Source organism: Sinorhizobium glycinis (assembly GCF_001651865.1).
GTDB classification, from domain to species: domain Bacteria; phylum Pseudomonadota; class Alphaproteobacteria; order Rhizobiales; family Rhizobiaceae; genus Sinorhizobium; species Sinorhizobium glycinis.
This window is the reverse complement of sequence record NZ_LPUX01000065.1, coordinates 36977-62225: the sequence shown is the minus strand read 5'-3', so window position 1 is coordinate 62225 and position 25249 is coordinate 36977. Positions and strand designations below refer to the sequence as shown.

Annotated in this window: 16 protein-coding genes; 8 read left to right on the top strand and 8 right to left on the bottom strand. The window is 59.5% G+C overall.

The window, feature by feature from the left end; genetic code table 11:
• Positions 1 to 178 precede the first annotated feature (178 nt).
• From AU381_RS23990 to AU381_RS23970, 5 genes are all read left to right on the top strand, one after another.
• A complete protein-coding gene (locus AU381_RS23990; protein ID WP_064244271.1) occupies positions 179 to 1516 on the top strand; it encodes a TadE/TadG family type IV pilus assembly protein in 1338 nt (445 codons plus the stop codon).
• 751 nt (positions 1517 to 2267) lie between these two features.
• Positions 2268 to 2711, top strand: coding sequence for an NlpC/P60 family protein (locus tag AU381_RS23985; protein WP_064244270.1), 444 nt, complete (start codon positions 2268 to 2270; stop codon positions 2709 to 2711).
• 115 nt (positions 2712 to 2826) lie between these two features.
• A complete protein-coding gene (locus tag AU381_RS23980; protein ID WP_064244269.1) occupies positions 2827 to 3933 on the top strand; it encodes an endonuclease/exonuclease/phosphatase family protein in 1107 nt (368 codons plus the stop codon).
• Positions 3934 to 3937: 4 nt separating this feature from the next.
• Complete coding sequence (locus tag AU381_RS23975) at positions 3938 to 4738, top strand: NUDIX hydrolase (protein ID WP_156528658.1); 801 nt, start codon at positions 3938 to 3940, stop codon at positions 4736 to 4738.
• Between the two features lie 198 nt (positions 4739 to 4936).
• A complete protein-coding gene (locus AU381_RS23970) occupies positions 4937 to 6670 on the top strand; it encodes an adenylate/guanylate cyclase domain-containing protein (protein ID WP_064244268.1) in 1734 nt (577 codons plus the stop codon).
• 21 nt (positions 6671 to 6691) lie between these two features.
• On the opposite strand, the gene AU381_RS23965 is transcribed toward AU381_RS23970, so the two are convergent.
• On the bottom strand, positions 6692 to 7894 hold the full coding sequence (locus AU381_RS23965) for an MFS transporter (RefSeq protein WP_064244267.1): 1203 nt from the start codon (positions 7892 to 7894) through the stop codon (positions 6692 to 6694).
• 318 nt (positions 7895 to 8212) lie between these two features.
• Between AU381_RS23965 and AU381_RS23960 the strand changes: the two genes are divergently transcribed.
• The gene (locus tag AU381_RS23960) at positions 8213 to 9130 is read left to right on the top strand and encodes a PhzF family phenazine biosynthesis protein (protein WP_064244266.1); all 918 of its coding nucleotides are present in this window, start codon (positions 8213 to 8215) and stop codon (positions 9128 to 9130) included.
• Positions 9131 to 9290: 160 nt separating this feature from the next.
• On the opposite strand, the gene AU381_RS23955 is transcribed toward AU381_RS23960, so the two are convergent.
• The 6 genes from AU381_RS23955 to AU381_RS23935 all read right to left on the bottom strand — a co-directional run bounded on the left by AU381_RS23955 (position 9291) and on the right by AU381_RS23935 (position 18697).
• A complete protein-coding gene (locus AU381_RS23955) occupies positions 9291 to 10418 on the bottom strand; it encodes a tyrosine-type recombinase/integrase (RefSeq protein ID WP_064244265.1) in 1128 nt (375 codons plus the stop codon).
• Positions 10304 to 10597 (bottom strand): helix-turn-helix domain-containing protein, encoded by a 294-nt coding sequence (locus tag AU381_RS31270; RefSeq protein ID WP_162273456.1) that lies wholly within the window; start codon positions 10595 to 10597, stop codon positions 10304 to 10306. Before AU381_RS31270 ends, AU381_RS23955 begins: the two co-directional genes overlap by 115 nt.
• A gap of 931 nt (positions 10598 to 11528) precedes the next feature.
• Positions 11529 to 14492, bottom strand: coding sequence for a type I restriction endonuclease subunit R (locus AU381_RS23950; protein WP_064244264.1), 2964 nt, complete (start codon positions 14490 to 14492; stop codon positions 11529 to 11531).
• Positions 14489 to 15676, bottom strand: coding sequence for a restriction endonuclease subunit S (locus tag AU381_RS23945; RefSeq protein WP_064244263.1), 1188 nt, complete (start codon positions 15674 to 15676; stop codon positions 14489 to 14491). The genes AU381_RS23950 and AU381_RS23945 overlap by 4 nt, the downstream gene beginning before the upstream one ends.
• The gene (locus tag AU381_RS23940) at positions 15669 to 17171 is read right to left on the bottom strand and encodes a type I restriction-modification system subunit M (protein WP_064244262.1); all 1503 of its coding nucleotides are present in this window, start codon (positions 17169 to 17171) and stop codon (positions 15669 to 15671) included. Before AU381_RS23940 ends, AU381_RS23945 begins: the two co-directional genes overlap by 8 nt.
• Complete coding sequence (locus AU381_RS23935; RefSeq protein ID WP_064244261.1) at positions 17168 to 18697, bottom strand: type I restriction-modification system subunit M; 1530 nt, start codon at positions 18695 to 18697, stop codon at positions 17168 to 17170. Before AU381_RS23935 ends, AU381_RS23940 begins: the two co-directional genes overlap by 4 nt.
• 216 nt (positions 18698 to 18913) lie before the next feature.
• On the opposite strand from AU381_RS23935, the gene AU381_RS23930 reads away from it, so the two are divergent.
• Both AU381_RS23930 and AU381_RS23925 read left to right on the top strand, forming a co-directional pair.
• A complete protein-coding gene (locus tag AU381_RS23930) occupies positions 18914 to 20470 on the top strand; it encodes a hypothetical protein (protein ID WP_064244260.1) in 1557 nt (518 codons plus the stop codon).
• A complete protein-coding gene (locus tag AU381_RS23925) occupies positions 20467 to 22806 on the top strand; it encodes a phospholipase D-like domain-containing protein (RefSeq protein ID WP_064244259.1) in 2340 nt (779 codons plus the stop codon). Before AU381_RS23930 ends, AU381_RS23925 begins: the two co-directional genes overlap by 4 nt.
• A 433-nt stretch (positions 22807 to 23239) precedes the next feature.
• On the opposite strand, the gene AU381_RS23920 is transcribed toward AU381_RS23925, so the two are convergent.
• On the bottom strand, positions 23240 to 24850 hold the full coding sequence (locus tag AU381_RS23920; protein ID WP_082910340.1) for an anti-phage dCTP deaminase: 1611 nt from the start codon (positions 24848 to 24850) through the stop codon (positions 23240 to 23242).
• Positions 24851 to 25249 lie beyond the last annotated feature (399 nt).

Below are 25249 nucleotides of genomic sequence, written 5' to 3'. Positions count from 1 at the left end.
CCCCATTCTCAAGGTCGATAGATTGTTGGGCCGTCCGCCTGACGCTTGCAAGACCAACAATGCCGCTGCTTCGAGGCAGGGTACGTAGAACTTTCCTAAAATGCCGCAATATTCTCTAACGAATTCTGAATTAGACGGTGCTTAACTTCCTGCTGCTGAGATTTTCGGGGGGAAGGCTATGAGGGCCGATCAGTTCCGTTTGCAGTTCAGGAAATTGGCAGGCAGCAGGGACGGAAATTTTTCTGTGCTCGGGGCGATCGCTTTCGTGCCGATAATCGGGGCGGCTGCAATGGCGATCGACCTCGTCGGCGCATATCTCGAGGCGGAGAAGATCCAGAGTGCGCTGGACGCTGCGGCTCTTGGCTCTGTGAGGGCCTATGGGGAAGGCGCGACCGAGGAAGCAGCTCAGGAGGAGGCAGAAAAGTTCTTCTGGGGCAACTATTCATTGCCGCAAGCCGGCGTTATCGACGCGCTGGCAGGGCCGATCGGTACGGATACGCAAAACGCCCTGGCGGTGGCTTTCACACGCGACGTCCACGAAGACACCGCGGCTGCCGAATTCGTCTTCGAATACAAGCCCATCTTTCTCGAGCGCACGCCGCTGCAGATCAGACGCCAGGCGATTGCCGCACGCGCGGCCGGTGCAGAGGCCTGCATCCTGGCGCTTCACCATACCGCCGATCGAGCATTCGAGGTCAGCGGCAGCTCCGCGGTGGACCTTACCGGATGCTCGGTCCTCTCCAATTCGAATGACGATCAGTCGATCTATGTTGGCGGCACCGGCAAACTGAAGGCAGAGTGTCTTTACGCGGCCGGCAAGATCTATGGCTCGCCACAGGACGTTACGCTGGCCTGCGAGAGTGCGGTCGAAGGGTCATCGCGGATCGCGGACCCGTTCGCAAGCAAGGCGCTGCCCAACACCGGCAGTTGGGTCGATCTCTCCGGTTGCGGCCAGAACTACGTAGCTGGCGGTGGCGGCAACGGCGATTGCAACGGCACAGGGAAGACGCCTAAAAATGCGACGGGCTACGTCGTCACGTTAAAACCCGGGACTTACGGAACGCTGGAACTCAAAGGGGCGATCAAGCTCGAGCCGGGCAACTATATCATCGACGGGGGGCGTCTCGAGCTGGGCAGCCAGACAGTCGTTACCGGTGACGACGTGACGTTCTTTCTGATGAACGATGCTGAGCTCAAGATCAACGGTGGCGCCACCTTCAACATCTCCCCCTCGCTCGAGGGAGACTGGGCTGGCTTTTCGATCGTAGCGGAGCACGGAAACCAAACGGCGGCGATCGTCAACGGCAACAGCCAGTCATCGCTTACCGGGATCGTCTACCTACCGGACGTCGCCGAACTGCAGTACGCCGGCAACGGCGCGACAAGCGGCGAGTGCATCCGACTGATCGCCCAGGAAATCACCCTGATCGGCAACAGCACGTTCAAGATGGACTGCAGCGCTGAACTGGCGAATACGCAGTTCAACTATCCCGGGACCATCCGGCTGGTGCGCTAAATTTAAGACTGCCTGTCGCCTGATCTCATGGACTTCATTCGCTGCCTGGGCAGCGGAGAAGAGTGGTGCGCTGAAGCGGCACTCGTTCAGTGCTGCCACGCGCGCGACGCGGGTGGCCCAGCAGAATTGCACGCGCGCAAATTCTCGGTGCTTGGTGTCGAAGGCGCGCCATTTTTGGGTCAATTCTGCCGTAATCGGCGTAGAAATGCGCGCCTCTCGCACATTGGGCGCGATCTTTGCCACAATTTCGCTGCACCTCGCCGGCAAAGTCCTCACGCTGACCAACGGCTGGCAGGGGAATTCCATATCTCGCTGAGCGACCGCCATCAGGTTGGGGCACGGCCATTGCAGTTCGCGGGCCGGCTGCAACTTCAAGCCTGGAACCCGGCATCGGGTTTCGGCGACAGGGGATGTGCAGCCTCAAAGCGCTAGACAGTCTTTCGTACGTCGTAGCGAAGCGTGGTGTAGTTGCGTGTTCGCCTGGGCGGCACCGCTCACGGGCGGAGCATGCGAAGGTTCGACCTTGCGGTGACCGCCGTGAGTTTGTCGCACGCCTCGATCAAGGACGCTCTAGCCCTTTGACTCCGGAGCATTTTCATCCGCGTTCGGGACGTTCTTCCGAACGCGGGCGACTCTATGCGTGCAAAAAACTTGCGCGTCTGTGGAGGGCGAACCTGGTGCGATGGGCGGAGACGCAGAGCGGGTGCAAGCCGGCATGAGGCCGGTCCCGCGCACAAAGGAGACCCAACACATGAAGGTTGCGGCGTTTCTGACTGCGGCATTTGTCGCGCTTACATCACCGGAGACCGCGTCGGCAGGTATGCTCGCCCAGGCCCAGCAATATGCGGGACTGCACGAAGTCAAGCACAACAAACGGCTACGCGCCGCCCTCGGCATCAATCCGGCACGCACGCCCTGGTGCGGACACTTCATGGGCATGATCGCCCGAAAAGCCGGTCGGCACCCCCCGCAGAGTTATGGGATTGCGCGATCGTGGCTGCGATTCGGTGCGCCGATCAAGCTTTCCTATGCACGCCCGGGCGACGTCATCGTGGTCAGAACCGGCCGTCGCTATCATGTCGGCATCCTCTCCGCCCTGTCGAAATCGACCGCGCGGGTCATCGGCGGCAACCAATCCGGGCGGGTGCAATTGTCCTATTTCAGCCGCGGGCAAGTGGTTGCAGTCAGGCGATAGAGGGGAGATTGGCCGGCCATCTCGATCAACATGATGCGCTCGAGGGCAGGTTGCGCTTTACACTTTTGCTCGTCACGCACTAAGCTCCGCGGCACTTCCAATCGCGGACTGCCCGATGTCGCTTCGCCTAGCCACCTTCAATATCGAGAACTTGCTGAGCCGCTTCGATTTTTCCGGCTTCCGCAATCAGCTCAAGCAGGACCGGGTGCTCAGGCTTTTCGATGTGCGCAGCGAGTCGGAATATCAGCGGCTGGAAGAGGCGCGCACGATCGCGCATACGGACGACACGCGGCAGATGTCGGCGCTCGCCATCGCCGACTGCGATGCCGACATTCTCTGCCTCCAGGAGGCCGACAACATGGCGGCGCTGCAGGCTTTCGAATATGGCTACCTCTTCCGCATGGCCGGCAACGGTTACCGGCAGAAATATCTGATCGAAGGCAACGACTCTCGCGGCATCGACGTCGCGGTGCTGATGCGCGAGGCGACGCGCGATGGGCAAGAGATCGAGTGCCTGGAGGTCAAGAGCCATGCGGCGCTGACCTATGAGGATCTCGATCTTTTCAATGATGAACTGGCACTTACCAACCGCCCGCGCGATCGCATCTTCAAACGCGACTGCCTGGAAGTGGACTTGAAGATTGGTGGCCGGCCGCTGGCGCTTTATGTGGTGCATTTCAAATCGATGGGGCCGGCGCGCGACGGCCTCGACGGACGACAGGCGACAATGGCCATTCGCGCCGCCGAGGCGAGAGCGGTGCGCCACGTCATCGAAAACCGGTTCGGTCGCGGCCATACGGCGGACAAGATGTTCGCCATTTGTGGGGACATGAACGACTATCAGGAGAAGGTGCTCATCCTCGGCGACCGCCGCAACGGCTACGACTTCGTGCCGTTCGAGGAAGAGATGAGCGCACTCGATGTTTTGAGCCACGACCGCTTTGTCGAGAACCCTATGTCGAAGCGTCCGGTGCTTGATCGCTGGACGCTCTTCCACAGCCGCGGCCCTGAGGAGCGGCACCTCTGCCAACTCGACTACATCTGGCTGTCACCGGCGCTTGCGCGGCGCAACGCCGGCAGCATTCCGGAGATCGTCCGCGCCGGCCAGCCCTACCGTACGATCTTTCCCGCGGGGCAGGAGGTGGACCGCTATCCCCGTACGGGCTGGGACCGGCCCAAGGCCTCCGACCATTGTCCCGTCGTGATGACGCTGGATATCTGACCCCATGACGCTCCTTGAAAGCAACCGGCCGGCCTGGCCGGCGGAAGGCACGGTCTTCCCAGTCGCGGAGATCGACATTGAGGTTTCGTCGGAGCCGCATCCGTTCCACCTCGCCGAGGCAGATCGAGCGCAGGATAGCTGGCAGCGCGAGATCGCTGCCAACCCGCATCTTTTCGATGGCAGGATGGTGCTGCAGCGGTCGGTCCGCATCGCTGAAGGGCGCATCATTGCGCGGGCGCATATCGTTCCCTATTCGACCTTCCTGTGGTGGCGACGAACGCGTGGCCCCGGCGCATGCCACATCTTCGGCATGCCGATGCTGCTTTCCTCGGACGGCGCCATGATCGCCATCCGAATGGGTGCGCATACGGCCAATGCCGGCCGAGTCTACAGCCCCGGCGGCTCGCTGGAGCCGGAAGACGTCGTCGACGGGCGTTGCGATATCGCCGGCAATATTGCCCGCGAGGTGAGGGAGGAAACTGGCATCTCGCTTTCCGAGGCCGCCGCCGAACCGGGCTGGCACGCCATTCACATGGACGGCTCTGTCACCGTTTTTCGGGTTTTTCGACTGGCCGCAACAGCAGACGAGGTCGTCGAGCGGGTGGCGGCGCATGTCGCCACCGATCCGCATCCGGAGATCGACGAGGCAGTGGCGATCCGCGGACCAGAACCGACGGCGTACAACTATCCGGAATTCATCCCGCCGATCCTCAAGTGGCTCTTTGCGCGACAGGACGGACAGTGCATTTCGGCATTGCCGGCAACCAGATGGGCGCCGACGCGCGCTGGACCCTCGAACCTGTAACGAACTCGGGGATGAGGGCGCTGCGCCCGGACTGTGCTAAATTCGGGCGGACACGGTTCACAGCCCTGGCAACGGTGCCGCGAAGTCGACCAGCTTGCGCAAGCCGACGTTCGCGGCACCGCGGTGTTTCGCTTTGCCGCATCTTTCCCGCTCTATGATAAAAAGCTAAATTTTCATCCATTGCGCGTGGAGAGCGGTATGGCGAACGGGCGGGTCGAACGGCGGCTTGCGGTCATCATGGCCACGGATGTCGTCGGCTATTCGCGCCTGGTGGAGGCCGACGAAACACGCACTTTGGACGCGATCAAGCGGCTGCAGGCTTCCATCTTAACCCCCTCCATTGCCGCTCGTGGCGGCCGCGTCGTCAAGCTCATGGGGGATGGGGCGCTCGTTGCCTTCAACTCCGCAGTCGACGCGGTGGACTGTGCGATAAGCCTTCAGGAGGAGCTCGCTTCCGACCAGAAAGAGCTGATGCTCGACGACCGGATCGTCCTGCGGATCGGCATCAATCTCGCCGACGTCGTCATCGAAGGAGACGATCTGCTGGGAGACGGCGTCAATGTCGCCGCCCGTCTGGAGGAAGCGGCCGAGCCGGGCGGCATTTGCGTGGCCGATATCGTCCATCGGCAGCTCGGGCCAAAGAACCGTTCGGCCTTTCTCGACGGCGGTGAAATATCGCTGAAGAACATCGCCCGGGCCGTCCACGTCTGGCATTGGCGGTATGCGCAAAGGGCCGGGCCCGCGGCCCTTCCCGCGCGGCAGCGAACTTCGATTGCCGTCCTGCCGTTTGAAAATCTGAGCGGCGCGCCGGACCAGGACTTTTTCAGCGACGGCATCAGCGAGGATATCATCGGCGGCATCGCCCGATTTCGCTCGCTTTCCGTCATCGCCGCGACCTCCTCCTTCAGCTTTCGGGGGGAGAGCGCGGACCTGAAGGAGATCGGCAGGAAGCTCAATGCTGCCTATCTCGTAGCGGGAAGCGTGCGTCGGGCAGGCGCGCGCATGCGTATCACGGCACGGCTTGTCGAGGCCGCCAGCGGAACCCACCTGTGGTCAGAGCACTACGACCGCGAGCTCACCGATATCTTCGCGGTGCAGGACGAAGTGACGCGGACGATCGTCTCGACCCTAGTGGGGCAGATCGAGTGTGCCGATGTTCGCCAGGCGCTGCGAAAGCCGACGGCGAGCCTTGCGGCCTACGAGTCTTATCTCCGCGGGCTCGTCCACATCAGGGGCTATGGTCCCGATGACAATCGGCAGGCCTGCCTGATGTTCGAGGCGGCGCTTGAACGAGACCCGCAATTCGCGTTGGCACAGGCCTATCTTGCCCTGGCAAGGATGGCGCTGCATGGCTATGCCAATGCGCCGCGCGACGTGCTCGACAATGCGCTGGCGCTGGCGCGCAGAGCGGTTTGTCTCGACGAAGGCGAGGGCGGCTGCCAGCGCCTGCTGGCGCTCGTCCATGTCAACCGCCGCGAATTCGAACTGGCCGAGCGGCACTATCGTCGTGCCTATCAGCTGAATCCGAACGACGCCAACACGTTGGTCCAGATGGGCGGCCTGCTCGCCCGCCGCGGCAAGCTCGAGGAAGCGATCGAATGGATCAGTGAAGGCTTTCGGCTGAACCCGTTTCCGCCGCCATGGTACTGCGCCGCGCTTGGCAACGCGCTGTATATTCTCGGCCGCTACGAGGAAGCCGCGGCGGCGCTCAAGGAGCTGCCCAATCCGGGGCCGTTCACTTTCGCGCGCCTCGTAGCCTGCTACGCGCAGGCCGGCGACACGGGAGCGACCGAGGCGGCGAAGGCGCAGCTCTTGAACCTCTGCCCGGACTTTTCGACGGAAGATTTCATCCGGCGCGGACTTCTGCTTGAGCGCCCGGAACAACTGGACCTCTTCCGCCAAGGCTTGCTGAAGGCGGGACTGCCGACGTGAAGGGTCGGGGCGCCAAGCGGTTCATGCTCTCTCGCTTGCAAGCCGGGAGCGGATCGAAGCCAGCCCGGCGATCGTCAGCGCGGTAAAGGCGGCGCCGGCGACGAAGGTCGCCTGCGGCCCGGCTAAGTCCCAGAGCACGCCGGCGATGACGCTGGCAAGCAGCAGGGCGGTGCCGGTTACCAGGTTGAACATGCCGAAGGCAGTGCCGCGCAGCTCGGCCGGCGCCGTTTCGGCGATCAAGGTTGCCAGCAGCCCTTGAGTAAAGCCCATATGCAAACCCCAAAGCGCGACGCCGATGCCGAGCGCAGCGATGCCTGTCGTGAAGGCGAGGACGAGGTCGGCCAAGACCAGGAGTGCAAGGCCGAGCACGAGGAGGGTCAAGCGGTTGACACGATCGGAGAGCACGCCGGCGGGATAGGCCGAGAGCGAGTAGGCGAGGCTCATGATTACCAGGACGACCGGCGCCAACGCCGGGGACAGGCCGATCGATTGGGCGCGCAGGATGAGGAAGGCTTCGCTGAAGCGGGCCAGCGTGAAGACCGCAGCGACGGCCACCACCCACCAATAGGCCGATCCGAGTCGTCCCAATTCATCACGACGCAGCGGCATCCGCACCCGGCGCCATTCCTTCGGCCGCGCGGGCTCCTTGACCCCAACGAGAAGCACGCCCACGGAGAGCAAGGCGGGAATGACCGCAAACCAGAACACCGTTTGAAATTGATTGGTTGTCAGCCACATCAGACCGATGGCGAGGAGCGGACCGACGAAAGCGCCGATCGTATCGAGCGACTGGCGCAAGCCGAAGCTTGCGCCGCGCAGATGGGGCGGAGCGAGGTCGGCGACGAGCGCGTCGCGCGGCGCGCCGCGGATGCCCTTGCCGACACGATCGATGAAGCGAGCCGCCACCAGCCATTCTAGGGAGGCGGCAAGCGGAAAGATCGGCTTGGTGAGCGCTGCCAGGCCATAGCCGAGGGCGGCGAGGAACTTGCGCTTGCCGAGCCAATCGCTAAGCGCGCCTGAGAAGACCTTGGTGATCGAGGCCGTCGCTTCGGCAACGCCCTCGATCAGGCCGACGGCGAGCGTCGATGTGCCGAGCGCAGTGACCATGTAGAGGGGCAACAGCGCGTGGATCATCTCCGAGGAGATATCCATGAACATCGACACGAAGCCAAGGGCCCAGACCCCCGCCGGAATGCCTCTACATGACATCGCTTGGATCGTCATGGTGTCTCAGCGGCCTCTTTTCCGCCGTTTCGTGGAGTACGCCGCTTTGCACGCGGAAAGGGACTTAACGGCAGAATCTCATAACGATTGTTTTGCAGGGCCGAAAGGCCACGGGCGCTCCAAATGCGCTACAGTCGTTGAATGCGGCTTCCCCGTATTGCTCCCCGCGGCATCGGATCGTGAGGTTGAGGGCAATCTGAGGGTGTTTTTTTGCCTTGCCGCCAAGGCTACGGCATTGCAAGGTCATGGCGCAGAACTGCCGGTCCGGATCTCGGTTACGGCGTATCGACCAACGCGCGCCTCATGAAGGGGAGATGTATGGGACGACGCTACGCGATCTACGACGTCTTCACCGAAAAACATCTTGCGGGCAATCCGCTTGCCGTAGTGTTCGAGGCGGAAGACCTGAGCGACGTGGCCATGCAGGCGATCGCTCAGGAATTCAATCTTTCCGAGACAGTCTTCATACAGCGGTCGGGGAGCGCCGCCTATTCGGTACGCCTCAGGATATTCACGCCTTGGCACGAACTGCCCTTTGCCGGGCATCCGACGGTCGGAGCCGCCGTCGCAATCGCCGAGTCGCTCTATGGAGGGTCCGAAAAGCCGCTCGATCTGATGCAGGTGCTGGAAGAAAAGGTGGGCCCGGTGCGCGCTGCGGTGCGGCTGAACCCCCGGGGAGCGACATTTGCCGAATTCGACCTGCCCCGCAAGCCAAGCCGGCTGGATGCGCGCTTCGACAAGCAGGCGATCGCCGATGCGCTTAGCCTCAAGGCCACGCAGATCGGCTTCGAGAACCACGTCATTTCCTTCTGGAGTGCCGGCGTTCCCTTTGTCACGGTGCCTTTGCACGACGTCGGTGCCGTCGCGGCAGTGGAGTTCGACCCGCAGCGTTGGGAGCAACTGGCGCCGCTCGCGGAGGGCCGGCTCGCCGCCGCCTATCTCTACTGCCGCGGCGGCATCAACCACATGGCCCGCTTTCATGCCCGCATGTTTGCGCCGGAGATGGGGATCACCGAAGATCCCGCGACCGGCGCGGCGGTGGCGGCGCTTTCCGGCGCGATTCACCTCTTCGACAAGCTTGTCGATGGGCATCACCCGATCCTGATCGAGCAGGGGGTAGAGATGGGGCGTCCCTCCTTCATCCATCTCCACCTCGACATTGCCGGCGGCAAGATCGCCACCGCCCGCATTGGCGGTCACGCGGTGAAGATCGCCGAGGGGGAACTGGTGGTCTAAGCGGCCTCAGACGTCAACGCCTGGATCGACTGCCAATGGAAAGAACAGGACAATGAAGAAGTCTGGTGGGTGATCACGGGCTCGAACCGTGGACCCGCTGATTAAGAGGCGCTTGCCTGGCGCCGACCCTACCAAGGAAAAACCATGCGAAAGCAATCCCTTACGAAACTAGCGCCTCGTCGCTTCGGGAGGAATTTCGGGACTTTGCGCTTTCTTCCAGCGCCGCCGCCAGATCCTCCTGCATCACATGCGCATACTTGGCGGTCGTTGCTATGTTGGCATGGTTCAGGGCAAGTTGGACCAGCTTGAGATTGCGCGTCTGCCGCAGCAGCTTGGTCGCCCTGTCGTGACGGTGGTCGTGGAAGCGGAAGTCCGTCACGCCGGCCTTCGCTCGGCACCGGCGCCAGACGGTCTGGACGTTTGAGGGCTTGATGGGATATCGCTGTCCCTTGACTAGGCTCTTCTTGCGCAGGTTGCGCTGTGCGATGAAGGTAAAGACGTAGGTCGGATGATGTCCCTTCAACGGCTCGAGCAGGGCCCGGATCGAGGGAGTAAGCGGAGTCCGAGCGACCGTGTCGCCCTTTCCCGGAGTGGCGATCACCCCAGCCTCTTCATCAATGTGCTTCCATTCGATCAGGGTCTCAGAGAGGCGGCGCCCACTCAGGTGGGCGAACAGATACCATGGCATATAGTCAGGTCGCATCGCGGCGTCCAGGGCGATCCGCTCGTCCTCCCGCAGTTCGCGGACGCGCTCCTTCGGTTCCTTTAGCCAGTGCTCGCGCCAATGGGGCTCGAGAGGAAGTGAGCAATGCCAGAGTGTCCGAGCGCGCCGAAAAATTTTCTTCATCGGTTCCAGCACCTCTCTGTTTATTGTGGCGTTCGTGACGGTCCTGTTCTCGACCGTTTTAAGCTTCGCTTTTCCCCACCTTGGCTGCTGCCTTCGGTACGCAACCAGCGCCGCCACCGCCGTGTCATCGATCTCGTCAAGCCGAGCCTCCTTCCCGAAGTAGTCAACGAGCCGCTTGATTTTGGCGAAGTACCTATCCGCGTGCTTGAGAAACTGCCCGCTTTCGAGCCAATAGCGGCCAGCGGCTGCATTGAAGGTCATGGGAGCCTTTCCGCTCTTCGCTCTTTCCTTGATTTCCTCGTTCGCCCTTTCCTTCAGTTGACGTTCTATGGCTGCCGCTTCCCTCCGATTCGCGGATTTTGTAGATCCGTGAAAGCGCTCGCCGTTGATCCAGAAGTCGTAGTGATAGTAGGGGGTGCCCGAAGGCTTATAGACCGACATGAATATGTCTCCTTTCCCCGTCTGGTTAGAATGAAGTGTTCGAGTTGGGCGACAGCGAAGCGTCGATACACTCGGCTCTCGGTCCCCACGTTGACGAACTCGAGATGCCCGATCGCGACGAGACGACGAAGTGTCTTCTGTGAAATGGCGAGACGAGCCGCGGCTTCCTTGGTAGTCATGAGCCGGTCGTCCAAGATGTACGAAGGCATGCTTCACCTCGATCCAGAGCACTTAGATCTCACGCGCAACAGGTACGACACGCCGGACGCACCTCCAGCGTCAGGCGACCTGTCTAAGCCGGCGCCAAAATGTCAATTTGAATGCTGTCTTCCGCGACGGCCACTTGTTCTCGTCGCCATAGTCCGTCGCTCCCTGCCGCGGCCATCTTGTTTCCGGTATTTCGCCATGGTTCGGCGTCCCAGGAGTCTCGACGTGCTACGTGACCCGCTGCAGTTGGGCCTGGTCGGGTGATCGGCACCGTCCCAGAATCGAGCGCCACCGGCAGCGGATCCGCCCGCACTTCCAGGCGAACATCATGCCTCTCGCAGAGAGAGGGGCTCGGCCATCGAAAACCGCGCGCATATTATCATAGAATTATAAACTCAAAAAGAAGTAAGTAAATAGCAATCGCCAGCAACTCCCCGATAGACGCATAACAGCGATTAAGACACGAGGCGGGTTTGTCAACAATTACGAACTATCTAACGACTCATTTTCTTGAATCCATGAGTTAACGAAAACCAGACGTAAAGGATTCGCGTTTATTTACTTTCACCACGCGGTCTCGACGCGACTTAAATCCGCGTCGAATCCTTTCGGCCCACTACAAACCCGTTCGGGAGATTGTGTGGCCTGCGCGCGACCAGCTTGTCGCGCTGGCGAAGGAGTCGATCCTGGACGGATCCGTGAGAGTGATAGAACGGAGGCGGTGCAGCGACAGGAGTTGCTTTGGAGGATTTAACCGACCGGGAACTCGGCTTTCGCCTCGAGAGAGGGAAGTGCCGCCGCTAGTCGCTTGAAGATCTCGTTCCACCTTAATCGACAGCCCTCAATGGAAGAAGCTGACAGGGCGTGTCGCACGGCCCGTGCCCCGTGATACAAATGGCATGATCAGTAGTATTCTCTAATGTACACGTACGCCCGCTCGAACAGATCTGCGTCTTGATGTAGCTTATAGCGAAATAAAGTCTGCCTGAGCGCTTTCTTGACCTCGCGTTCTCCAGCGTGCGTCGCCTGCCAGCCATCGAATCTAACCGCACGCACAATCTCGTCGATGTCGTCCACGACCCGCTTGACCATGACAGGCGTGTCGCCGTTCCGGGCCTCCTCAAAAAGTGCACTCAACGCCGCTTTGCCGCGGTCGATGTCCTCTTCCTCAGGCGTCTCGCGTTCGGTTTTCACTACGTCCTTTGCCAGCGCCAGAAGCTCTTTCAGGAAGTCGATTGATAGCAGCAAGCCCTGCTGGTGCCGGTTCTTCAGGTCCTCCAGGCGCTCGCCCAATGCCTTGAACTTCGGATTCCCCACGTGTTTCCGTAGTCGGCTGGCCAGCTTGACTGAAATTTCCTTGGCCTTCTTTTCCGGGTCGGGGTTGCCGAGGACGGCCTCGAGCAGTTCGGCGTCCAGAACCAGCGTGTCGAGATCGTCGCGCACTGCGTCGACATGGACGTTCTCGTGGATCAGTTCGATGGTCTTGGCGCCCAGTCGGTGCCAGAGCAGCCGTCCGGTTCCGGTCGAAGGCTTCAAGGATTCGTAGACCTGCGCCAGCCAGCGATAATCTGTTTCATACTGGGTCAGCATCGGATCGGGCGATAGGGCCTCCCAGACCCTCGCCAGTACGCTGAAGTCGGCCGCGAAGGCGTCGCGCAGCTCGTTATGCGGGATGCACTCCTGCGCAGCAATCAGACCCTCGTAGCCGGTGAGACTGCGGTCCACGCCCGCGAAGTAGGCGAGGCACTTCTGAAGCGCGGTCGGGAGAGCATTGATCAGCTCGGCGATATTCGACACCGCCTTCTTCATCCCCTCTTCATCGAACTGCAGGGCTTGCGCGACATCATCGAAGATGCCGAGGTAGTCGACGATCAGCCCGTGCGTCTTCTGTTCGCCATAGGGCCGGTTGGTGCGGCAGATCGCCTGCAGCAGCGTATGGTCGCGCAGCGGCTTGTCCAGGTACATCGTCTGCAGGATCGGCGCATCGAAGCCGGTCAGCAGCTTCGATGTAACGATGATGATCTTCAGCGGGTCCTTCGGGTCGCGGAAGCGGTCGAGCAGCTTTTCCTCGGTATCCCGGTCGCGCTTGTAGGGCGTATACTCTGGTTCGCCGCTGTTGACCGAGATCACGATATCCGAAACTTCGGGCGGCAGATGCTTGTCGAGCTCCTGCTTGTACAGCAGGCAGCTTTCCCGGTCGAAAGTCACCACCTGCGCGCCGAAACCATTCGGGGCGACTCTCTCCTGGAAGTGGTTGGCGATGTCACTGCAGATGGCGCGGATGCGCTCGGGCGATTTTACCAAGATAGACATCTTGGCCGCGGCCTTGCCCAAACGATCCTTGTCGTCGTCGGTCAGGCCTTGCGTCAGTTCCGCATAGGCGTCCTCGATGGCCTGCTGGTCGATGTGCAGGTTCACCAGACGCGGCTCGAAATGGAGCTCTTTTGTCGCGCCGTCACGGATCGAGTCGTTGAGGCCATAGCGGCTCATGTAGCCGCCTTCGTCCGTATCGGCGCCAAAGGCGTAGAAGGTGTTCTTGTCGGCGCGGTTGATCGGGGTGCCGGTCAGGCCAAAGAGGAACGCGTTCGGCAGCGCCTCGCGCATCTTGCGGCCCAGATCGCCTTCCTGCGTGCGATGCGCCTCGTCCACCAGTACGATGATGTTGTCGCGGTCGTTCAGCACTCCATCCGCCTCGGCGAACTTGTGGATCGTGGTGATCACCACCTTCCGCGCGTCCTTGCCCAGCAGATCGGCCAGTTCCTTGCGGCTTTCCGTGCGCACCATGTTGGGCATGTCGGCAGCATAGAAAGTGCCGGAGATTTGGCTGTCGAGGTCGATCCGGTCGACCACGATCAGCACCGTTGGATTCTTCAGCGCCGGGTGCAGCCGCAGCTTGCGCGCGGCGAATAGCATTAGAAGCGACTTGCCCGATCCCTGGAAATGCCAGATCAGCCCCTTGCGCGGCTGGCCCGCCACCACGCGTGCAACGATCTTGTTGACGCCATCCACCTGCTGATAGCGGGCGATGATCTTGATGCGGTGCTTGCCCTTCTGCGTCGCGAAGGCCGTGAAACTGTCGAGCATGTCGAGCACCATTGCTGGTCGCAGCATCGAGGTGGCGGCCTTTTCTACCGCACCCATCGTCTGAGGCCCGTCGCCGTCACGCCAAGGGCCCCACATGTCGACAGGCATCCGGACCGAGCCGTAACGGAACTCCTTGCCCTCGGTCGCCACCGAAAAGACGTTGGGCACGAACAGCTCCGGCACGTTGCGTTCGTAATCGTCATGCACTTGCAATGCGGCGTCGAGCCAGCTTTGGCTGGACCGCACCGGCGTCTTGGCCTCGATCAGCACCAGCGGAATGCCGTTGACCAGTAGAACCAGATCGGCGCGTTTTTCGGTTTTGCCGGCGCGGATGATGAACTGCTGGGTGACGACGAAGCTGTTCTTCTCGATATCGTCGAAATCGATCAGGCGGATGGTGACGTGTTCGCCATTCGCGCCGAAGGGCATGGAGCGCTCGCCCAGGAGCCACGCCGCAAATTCCTCGTTCGCCTTGACAAGGCCGTCCGACCGCGCGCCCATGACGATGGCGCGCAGGCGGTAGAGCACGTCATCGGCCCGGCCGGGATTGGCGGCGATGTCGGAGTTCAGACGAATCAGGGCGTCGCGGAGATGGGCCTCGACCAGCACCTCTTGCGGCTGGCGGGGAAGGTCGGCGGGGGCGACGTAATGCCAGCCAAGGCCCGCGATGTTGCCGCACGCGCGGGCGAGGCCGGGTGCGAATTGCGTCGGGCGAACCGATGTCGCTCCGGCGAGAAGGTCGCGCAGATGGGCTTCAACGGTGTTGGATTCGTTAAAGGTCATTGCTGCATACTCAACTGACTATTTACCATGAACTTTTGAAGCTCTGACGCTTTAGCGACGCGTTCCAAAACACCGGTCCAAGCGCTATAAGCGTCATCAAGCTTTTCAACTATCTCGACCTGCTCATAACCATTCGGAACTGGTACGTTGAATCTCTTTATGTTTTCGAGGTTGAGTCGAATTCGAGTCGTCCCTTGCGAAAATTCTTTTGATTGAGACAAGCCCATTGGGCTGTTCAGAAAAAAAGATAGATAACGCGCGTCCATCCTCGAATTTACACGCAAGCAAAAGCAGTCCGCCTTATTTATTGATGGACCAAGGTCGGTTGGAACGACGCAAGATCGACCTGGCGGGATTTCATCATCACCCAAACCTGCAATGACGATATCACCAGGCCGAACTTCATATCTCTCAAGGTCCGTATGAAAATACGAAAGCGGAATATACGCTTTGTCATCATTTAAAAATATATTTGGGGCAATATTATTTAATCTAATAACGCGAACACCGCTTGCGGAATAGTGCTCTGTTTTTAGCTTGCTACCGAATGGACCATCTGACGCGTAATCGACTACTTCCGAAAGCTTCAATTTGGGAATGGAAGGAGAATTTAATAAATTCTCCGCAAGAGCAATAAACAAGGCCTCTGCTTTCCTAGCTAGCTTAAATAGCGACTCTGAATACCTTACCGTAGACAAGAAAATTTCCACCAAACGCGCCTGCGCCGGGAGCGGTGGCAGCAGGAATTCCTCGGCGGCCAGCGTCTTCCAGTTAATGGTGGGCGACAGTGACCCGACCGAGATGCTCAAGGCCCGTTCCATGAACATATCGCTCTGCATGAAGAAGGGCAGAAACTCGGGCAGTACGGCGTCGGACTTGGCGCGCAGCACCATGGCATGCGCCGAACAGATGCCTTCAAAATCGGCCACCGCCACCTTGCGCTGATACACGCGGCGCTTGCCGAAGATTATGTCACCCGGCTGGAACCGCAGCTTGGTCGATTCCACATCCGTGGGTTCGCCCCAGCGCCGGATGTGTAGGCTGTCGGGATCGAGGTGTTCCAGCCCGACGTAGCGTTCAACACCGGCCTCGGCGGGGTTGTCGACCCGGTCGTTGATCTGCGTGGCAATCTGGTCGAACCGCACGCGCGTCCACCCCGCCTTCGAAATTGGCCGCTCAAGCATCGGCATCCTCCGCAAGCGTCAGGCCATCGAGCATGTCCACCAGCGCGTGCACGCCCGACCAGAAGTCTCGCCCTTCTTCATCGAACGCCGCCCACGTCGACGCCAGCGTCGCCTCGCCCTCTGCCGCAGCCGCCTTGGGTCGCTTCACATAACGGGCAATCGATAGATTGCCGTCTGCCGCCAACACATCGGCCACTTTCGCCACGGCAGCAAAGCCGGGATAGTCGGCGAATGCGTGATAGGCCGACAGAATGCGTGCCTGGTGTTCGGTGCGCAGGAAGCTTTGCGCCCGCTCGCGCGCAATCTCGGCCACCGCATCGATGAACAGGATGCGTCCCTTGCGCGCCGCGGGCCTCTGCGACCGGCAGATCACCACGCAGGCCTCCATCGGCGAGTTGTAGAACAGCCCCGGCCCGAGCCCCAGCACGCATTCGACCCGATCGGATTCCACCAGCCTGCGCCGCATCTCGGCCTCTTCGTTGCGGAACAGCACGCCATGCGGGAACAGGATCGCGCAGCGCCCGGTCTTCGGGTCCATAGACGACAGGATGTGCTGGAAGAAGGCGTAATCCGCCCGCCCCTGCGGCGGGGTGCCCAAGAAGTTGCGGCCCCACGGATCCTTCTCCCATGCGCCGCGGTTCCATTTCTTAATAGAGTAGGGCGGGTTGGCGAGAACCACGTCGAAGGTGCGCAGTCGGTCGCCCTGCACAAAGGCGGGCGCGGCCAGCGTGTTGCCGCTTGCGATGTGGAAATCGTCGACGCCATGGATGACGAGGTTCATCCGCGCGATGGCCGCGGTGATGGTAATCAGTTCCTGCCCATAAAGGCCGGTGGTGCGTGTGTCGCCGCCGCGCCGCTTCACTTCGGCGAGGCACGAGATCAGCATGCCGCCGGTGCCGCAGGTCGGGTCATAGATGCTCTCGCCCGGCTGGGGCTCCAGCATCTGCGCCATTAAATGGACGAGGGTGCGGTTGGTGTAGAACTCCTGCGCGGTGTTGCCACTGTCATCGGCGAATTTCTTGATCAGGTACTCGTAGCCGTTGCCAAGTTCATCCTCGGGCACGGCGGCAAGGGTCAGGTCATGCTTCGAGAAATGCTCGATCAAGTTCTTCAGCGTACTGTCGGGCATCTGGGCCTTATCGGTCCAGTTCGCGTTGCCGAAGACGCCTTGCAAGCGTTGAGGGTTCGCCGCCTCGATGGCGAGGAAGGCCGACAGCAGCGCCCGCCCGACATCGCGCGGCGCCGCGCGCACGTCATTCCAGTGCGCGCCTTCGGGAATCACGAAGCGGTCATTTGACGTAGCGGTGGCATAGCCTTCATCGCCTGTTTCATTGAACGCCTCCTGATAATCCTCGTCCCAGACGTCGGACAAGCGTTTGAAGAACATCAGCGGGAAGATGTACTGCTTATAGTCGCTAGCATCGATGAGCCCGCGCAGCAGTGTCGCGGCGCCCCAGAGATAGCTTTCGAGTTCGCGTTGGGTCAGCCCGCTCATTGCAGCCACCCCCCTTCGACCAGCACCTTGCGTAGGTGATCCTCAGCCGCCCGGGCATCGGCGAGCGCGGTCTTGAACGCCTCGACGGCTTCAGGCAACGGTGGGATGTCCTGGCCGATGGGCGGCAGGACGTAACGCGAGATGTTCAGCGTCCAGCCTTCCTTCTTGATCTCATCGAGCGTGGCCACCTTGGCACGGTCCTCGACATCCTCGAAGGCACGGTACGAGGCAACGATCTGGTCGCTGTGCTCCTGATCGAGGAAGTTCTGCGCCCGGCCTTTGCGGAAGAGGTTAGAGGCGTCAATGATAAGGACCTTGTTCTTGCGAGACTCGGGCTTCTTGCGGCGCAAAATCACGACACATCCGGCCAACTGGGTTCCGTAGAAGAGGTTCGGCGCAAGGCCGATGACTGCCTCAACCATGTCCCGTTCGAGGAGGGCCTGCCGGATAGAGCCCTCGGCTGATTTCCTGAACAGGGCTCCCTGTGGCAGGACAACGGCCATACGGCTGTTCCCGGTTGGCGCCATGGAGGCGATCATGTGCTGGACGAAGGCATAGTCGCCATAGCTCTCGGGGGGGATCCCATACATAGCGCGGCCCCATGGGTCGGCCTCCCAAAGATCGCGGCCCCATTCCTTGAGTGAGAACGGAGGGTTTGCAATGACGCAGTCGAACGTGGCGAGGCCGCCCGTGCTGGAATCGGTAAAGGCCGGATCTCGCAGGGTGTCCTCTCGGGCCACTTGGAAATCTTCAATCCCGTGAAGGACGAGGTTCATCCGCGCGATCGCAGAGGTAGTGAGGTTCTTTTCTTGTCCGTAGATCTTCCCATAAAATCTGCGGGCATCGCCTCCTTTGCGGGTGACGTGCTCTATAGCGCCAAGCAGCATACCACCTGTCCCACAGGCGGGATCGTAAATGCTCTCACCTTCCTTAGGATCGAGGATCTCGACCATCATCCGCACAACGCTTCTTGGCGTATAGAACTCGCCGGCCTTGTTGCGGCGCGTGACGTCGGCGAACTTTCCCACGAGATATTCATAGGCATCGCCGAGAGCGTCAGTGCTGACCGCCTGATTGCCGAGCTGGATCTCTGAAAATCCTTCAATCAGGTCCTTCAGTAGCTCATCGCTGAACTTCTCTTTGTTGCCCCAGTCGGCGGAGCCAAAAACACGAAAGAGGGTATCTGGATTGGCGCGCTCGATTTCTTGCATAGCCTTTTGCAGAGCTGCACCAACGTTTGACGCCAGGCCCCGCACATCGTTCCAATGACTGCCGTCCGGAAGCACGAAACGGTGGGCCTCAGGGAATTGAAAGGGATCGACGTCGCCGTAGATTTCTTTGGCTTCGGACGTTTCCTCGTCCCAGACATCCGAGATGCGCTTGAAGAAAAGGAGAGGAAGGATGTAACCCTTCCAATCGGTGCGGTCGACGGCGGACCCACGCAGCACATTCGCCGCTTCCCAAAGAGCAGATTTCAATTCCTGTGCGCTCAACTCTTGATACTCATTCGTTTCCAGTACAAGCATTAATATCTCGGATTTGTAGGACAGGCGGAGCGTGTTTCCTAGATGCCCGATGCGTGAATTCTTGCGGATAATTCAGTCGGCACATTAGCCATCCACAATCACTGCTGCTGTCCTCCGCAGATTTGGGTTATACACCCGACAATCGAAAGTTCCCGCTTCAAGAAGTCACTACTTTGCCGCTATTCTTTCAATGGGCAATGGGGGAATCACTGCGACGTGGCGGACAAGATTGATTTGGGGCCTGGATTTCCGGAATGGACCGAAATCGGACAGGAGACGGGCCTTGATCCGCTCGGCATGCAGCGACCCATAGAACTCGTGTATCAGTCGCTGTTGCCTGGGATTAGCACGATCACCTTGCGGTTCAGGTACTACTCCTTCTTCGCGTGGCTGTTGGAGGCATACGCAAAGCAGGACAAAATCACGACAGCCTATGAAGATTTTCGCAGATTTCAGCGGCGGACAGAGGCGCTGTATGCCCTGGCCTGCGCACGGGGTGAAACGGAGCTTGGCGTCGCTGGCATCGACTGGGCATTCCGACAACTTGCTGCGATCGACCAAGCCGGCCCTGACACTGTCGTCGACTTCAGTATCGCAGCCGATTCCGAAGCCGAAGAGAAGCTTCGCTATCTTCGAAATAAGGGTGGTGCCTTCGGAGCCATCTACGCGAGCCAGATGCGCGAGATGGGGCTGGTGAAGTTGGACGACCCCGATCTGATTGTTCCCTTTTGCAAGGATTCTGCACTTCCTCTCGCCAGCAGCTTTCAGGATGCCCTCGGTGATTTGGCTGGCGAGTTTCTGGCCGCAGTGGGGGCTGGCAAGGTTTCGCTCGACTTGCTTGATCGACTCGCCTGCATCAAGCCCTCGAAAATCCAGATTGGAAGCCCGGAGCAGCAGCATCTCGCATCGATCCTCATGGCGCGGCAGGAATCAGCCTCGGCTAGTGATCAGACCAGACGCAAAACGCTCTTGATGTTGCTGCAACTCGCGCGGACGATCGATAGGCCGCCAACGTCCGAGGAAACGAAATGGACGTGGTTCGGGGCAGAGACCGCAAAGGGCATCGTCCTGCCGGACTCTGATCTTCGAAAAGTCTGGGCCCTTTACCAAGCCAGCGATCTTTATCGGCTTGGCTATGAGGTTCTGCTTCACGCCTGCCTCCGAATATTGAGAAACGCTCCAAGAGGCCGACTCGCATTGCCGAGTGTCGTTGCAGATCTACTGGAGTTAGCCGACATGCCAAGTGGGGTGACCCTTGGGGACTGGATGCTAGAACAAACAGATGGCGACAGCCTTGAAAACCGCGCCAGGACTGCGGCCCAGACGATGCGATGCGCGCATTCTTCTGGGAATAGTCAGGAAGAGGTGCGATCAGCATTGATGCTGATTTCCGCTTTGACGCTCAAAGCTTCGGAATTCGATCGATCGGTCCTCCAATGGCTGGGGGCCGCAGGGCATTTCCAGTCATTGGCAAGCGAGACTAAGTTCCTGGAAGGACGGCTCGATCTGCCAGTAACAGAGGCGGTCTCGGGACTGGTGAGGGAGCGTATCCTCGGGCGACATCTCTGGGTCGCCTCACGTAAGTTCCGCAACCAGAAAGCTTATACGTTCCTGTTTGAACCCGATGAGGGGGAGCTCCGTTATCGCAGTTTCTTCAGGGTTTCGCCAAGCAGCCCGCGGATCGACCAGGCGGTGCAATTTCTGCGCGACATCAAGTACCTCGACGACAAGGGGATCACTGCACTCGGGCTTAAGGAGCTTGAGCAGGCATGAGGTACTTCGACGTCTTTGGAGAAAGCGGATTCCATTCAGCATTCATGACGACCTATGCCTTTTCCGCACAGGCCTTTGAGGACGTTCCGTTTCCGAAACTCCGAGGTGCGGGTTGTCGCAACATTGCCGTGCTCGCCGACAGGGCGATGCTGAACACTAGCTTTCGCGATTACGGTGCTCCGCGGTATGCCGGAGCACTGTATCACGTAGCTAAGATTTCTGTTGATGGGGCGTTCCACCCCAAGTTGACTCTGTTCCTCGGGGCTGAGAAAGGGCGGCTCCTGATCGGATCAGCAAACCTAACCGCACTTGGGTTGGCCGGGAATAAGGAGCTTGTAGCCGATATCAGGTTCTCAGCCGACGACGGGAAGTATGCCTCGCTCTTTGGGCAGGCAATCAACTATATCAGGCGCTATGTCCCGGCCGAAGATCCTTGGCTTCCGGAAGCCCTCGGGCGAGCGTTTCGGTACTCGCCGTGGCTCGGCGACGCCGCCTCAACCTCCACACCGGTCAATCAGGATCTACTCTTGTTGGCAGACGGCCCCGATCGCACAATCTTGGATCAGATCGAAGAGGCCACTGCCGATGACGAGATCGAGCAGCTAGTTGTTATGTCGCCTTACTGGGACGCCAAGTTGGAAGGGCTGGCCAGACTGCGATCAATTTTCGGTATGCCGCCGACCGACTTGTTGATCGATAAAACGACGGCGCAATTCCCCGCCACCGAACTGGCCGGTGCAATCGGCATTCAGCTTTTCGATTTGAAAGACGAAAGTTCCGCCCGCTTCGTTCATGCAAAGCTGATCGTTGCGCTTGGAAAGAAATGGGATCATGTCGTCGCCGGCAGCATGAACTGCTCCTTGCCAGCGCTTCTTGGCCCTATTGTCGAATGGGGAAATGCCGAACTGGGAATATACAAGCGCGTAGAAAAAGGTGCTGCGCTTCAAGCACTGAAGCTGGACGGATATCGACAGACACCGATAGATCCAGGCGACGTTCCTCAGAGAATTACCGCGTCGGACCTACGGAATGAAGCACACATCATCGATGGTGGTTTGTTTGAGCTACGAGGACAGAACCTTCGCTGGAGGCCACCCGCGCACCTGCCGAATCGTCCATTGGCGGTGCAGCTTTACGACCGGGATGGGGCGAAGATCGGCGATCAGATTCCGATAGGGGCATCCCCAAGATCCAGTTGGGAACTGGCAGTCGCCGACACCCGTCCGAGAACCGCCGAGATTTTCTTTGCTGACGGAGGTCGATCCGCTCCCACCGTTATCGTTGATCTCGATGCGCTGATTGTTCGGACAATTCCCCCACACCGGGGTAAGAAGCGCCGCATCGCCGACCTCATTGACGAGACAACATATGAAGACCTGTTCCTGTTGCAGGCAATCAATGAGTTGGAAACGCTCGATCTGGCGGAACAACCAGAACAGGATCCGCGTCACGGAACAGCGCATTATCCCCGAAACGGAAGCGAGGAACGCCCAGCAATGAGGACTATGTCCTACGAGGCCTTTGTTGCGGCGCGCAGCCGCGCCAAAGCCGAGGATCAGCGCCAGGCCGCCCTTTTGAGCAAACGGCAGGACGGTTGCGCCGATCTCGTCAGCATGTGTCTGAACAGGCTCATTGGCCTCGTAGCGGCCGATTTCTCGGCGGAAGACGAGGCCGATCTCCGACGTCAAGAAGAAGTCGATTTACGGTACACCGAGCCTTCATCCGACCAGGAAGAGGAGAGGAAGAAGGAGGCGGCAGCCAATAAAGCCGAGGGAGGGGCCACCCGGCAACGCGTCCGCGCGACGGCAAGGAAGATCCTAGATGCCATCGCTGCGTTCGAACAACGGACGCGATCGTTAGCGGGCCACCGGATAAAGACGACGGAACTTGTGAGGCTTAGAACGCTGCTTCAGATCGTATTGGCATATGCACAACCTGCGGGCGGAGACTCCAGTGACCTCCATGTGCTGCCTATACAAGGGAAGAGTGAAGACTGGCCGCGCCTGCTCGGACGCTTATTGAACCTACATTTCAAGACCATGCATGCTCTCCACATCCTGGACGTGGAGGCTGATGAAAATGAGCAGCAGCGCGTCCTGGAATACTTGGCGGTGGCGCGCTATGCGGCACACGCCGCCGTGACAGGAGCCCGACTTGCCACATCGGCGAACCCTGTCCTCAAGCCGCTTGCACAGCTTGCGAAGGATGTCGACAGTCAAGTGAAGGCAGTGATTCAATTCCAGGCCAATGACATGCAAGTCTGCACTGAGATCAACGCCCGTTTGAATGAACGTTTCGCCAAGAAGCTAGGGATTGCCGCTGTGCCGCTGCTTTGAACGATTTTGGCGGGTATCCTCGGACGCGCCGCCGCAGAGCCGCTCCTCAATATGCCCGCCTTTCGTAAAAGGAGAAATTCATGGCTGCGCCGGTTCTGGATAGGCATGGACCGGCCCGTCGTATCCGTATTATCGAGGGCGATGCGCTTCCAGACGTTCCGCCTCGGCGCGATCTTGTCCTGACGAGGGACGACGGCGAAGACTGGAGCGTGGGCATACGATGCCCGTGCGGATGTTGCGAGAAGATTGAACTAACTCATCTTGGAGAAGGCTAAGCCGAGAAGGGATGTCAGGATCGATGAAGCCGGTCGCCCCACGCTGCATCCCTCAGTCTGGCAGCAGACGGGTTGCCCTTTCACACTTCTGGTTGCGGCGGGACGAATCCATGGTGCGATTGATATCGAACGGCGAGATGTGGCTGTAGTGCTGCATCTCAATCCGATGCTTGACCGCGGCGTCTGCGCCCGTTGCTTGCTGGCCTAAGCCTCGCATTGCTCGCTTCGATCAACCGCACCCGAAACGCCGCAATTTCTTTGACGACGAGCGAGATGGCAGGTTCTTCGTTGTCGATGTAGGAAGAACCGCGGTCCTCAAGTCGCGGGACCGGTTTTCCAGCGGACCAATCCTGAGCCTTGCCTGCCGAATCCTTTCTTTTCTTCTTTTCGAAGATATCCCGGTAACGCCTCGGAGAGATGCCGATAAACGGTTCGAAAAGGACCTTTGCGTCGGCTTCCGTGCTCGAGAAGGTGATGGAATCAGAATGCAGATCCTTGGCGTGGCTCTTCGGATACGGTTCGAGAAAGACCACCTTGCGAATTCCGGAGGATACGATGTGCTTGGCACACATGTGGCACGGGAAAGTGGTCGTGAATAGGATGGCGTTTTGAAGAGCTTTGCCTTTCCTGGCAGCGTCGGTGATGGCTGACATCTCGGCATGGATTATCCGGCCGAACTCGATGATGTCCATAATCTTCGAGTCGGAAATCAGCTTCTCGGACACCAACTTCTTCACTTGAATTGCAGTCGGCCCGGCCTTCTTGAGATCTTCAGAAACGTATCCAAGCTTCCCGAGACGCTCGATAAGATCATGCAGAAGGCGAAGCTTCCTTGAATGGTTACCGTCCTCTCCTTCTTCAAAATCGCGATGCTGCTCGCCGGGATCGTCGCACCAGTACGTCCCACCGAAGGCTTTGGGAACCTCATTGCAGCCGAGCGTGATTACTTCGCCCTGCTGTGAAAAGACCGCCGCTCCAATTTGTCTCGACAGGTCGAGCGAGCGAAGCGCCGCCCCTGCTGCGGCGTACATTCCGTACTCCCCCTTCGTAGGAGAAAGGCCATTATGGCCGAAGAAAGCGCGAATGAAGCGGTCCACCACTTCCTTGGTCTCGGCTCCCGAGCCGCCAGGAACAAACACGTCTCCTAAATGAAAGACGTCCGAGACGCGCTGACCGTAATCGTCTCCGATCTCGTTGTGATCTCTGGCAATTAGGTCGATCGCGATCTTCTCGGCCTCGTCATCTTCGATGATGGTTGTCCCGTGGCCCTTGATCTTCCTCATAAGCTGACGGCGTCGTTCCTCCGGATCCGAGTAGACGGAAACGAGGATGAACTTGCGACCGTAAACCTCCCGGAGGAGGGTAATTTCTTCCTCACGTTTAAACTGTCGGATGATGAAAGCTGTCTGAAGCAGAGGCTGATTTCGGGCCTTCTCCGGCTCCATGCCCTCCGGGCCGAATTCTTCACGAAGATTACGGATCTCGCTAATCGCCAAGCAGGCCAGAGCCGCTTGATTCTTCGCTTCCCGACGTACACGATCGGCATTCTCGATCAGTGAGTAGTATCGGTCATGATAGGTTGAATCCTTCACCTTAAGGCCAGGCAGAAGATCGCCCATCACCGAAGTTATGTGGATGACATGAGATTCATACTCGACATCGTCGAGCGCATTCTTCAAATGCGCGACCACGGCGTCCATCTGAACTCCGATCGGTCCAACAAGTCCGATTACAAGTTCGGGATTGTCAATTTTGACACTGGCGTTCACGTCACACCTTAATCGGAACTTAACGGCTCAAAGGCGATTGTGATTTCGCGCTGCCGTTAATCATTGTAGAGTCGAGTCGAAATATCCTCGGAGGGATGACATCATGGAAGCGAAAGCTGTCAAGCGAGAAGCAGTTTCTGGCCAGTCTCGGGGAGATCGTCTGTGGACAATCATGACTGACGCCGCACAGAACGTGCTTGACCGCCCTGAAACGCGGCGCGGTCCGTATGTTATCAGAGATAACGACTTGAGAATCGAGAATAAGGCCGTCAGCGGCGCCTGAGGCTCCGCGAAACAAAATTTCAGCACGGCTCCTTGCCTGGTGAATTGTAGAGGTTTGTCCTTCTAGGTTCGTCTTCATCTTCGGTTCGCCGGCCCCTGATTTGTCCTGCCTCGTCA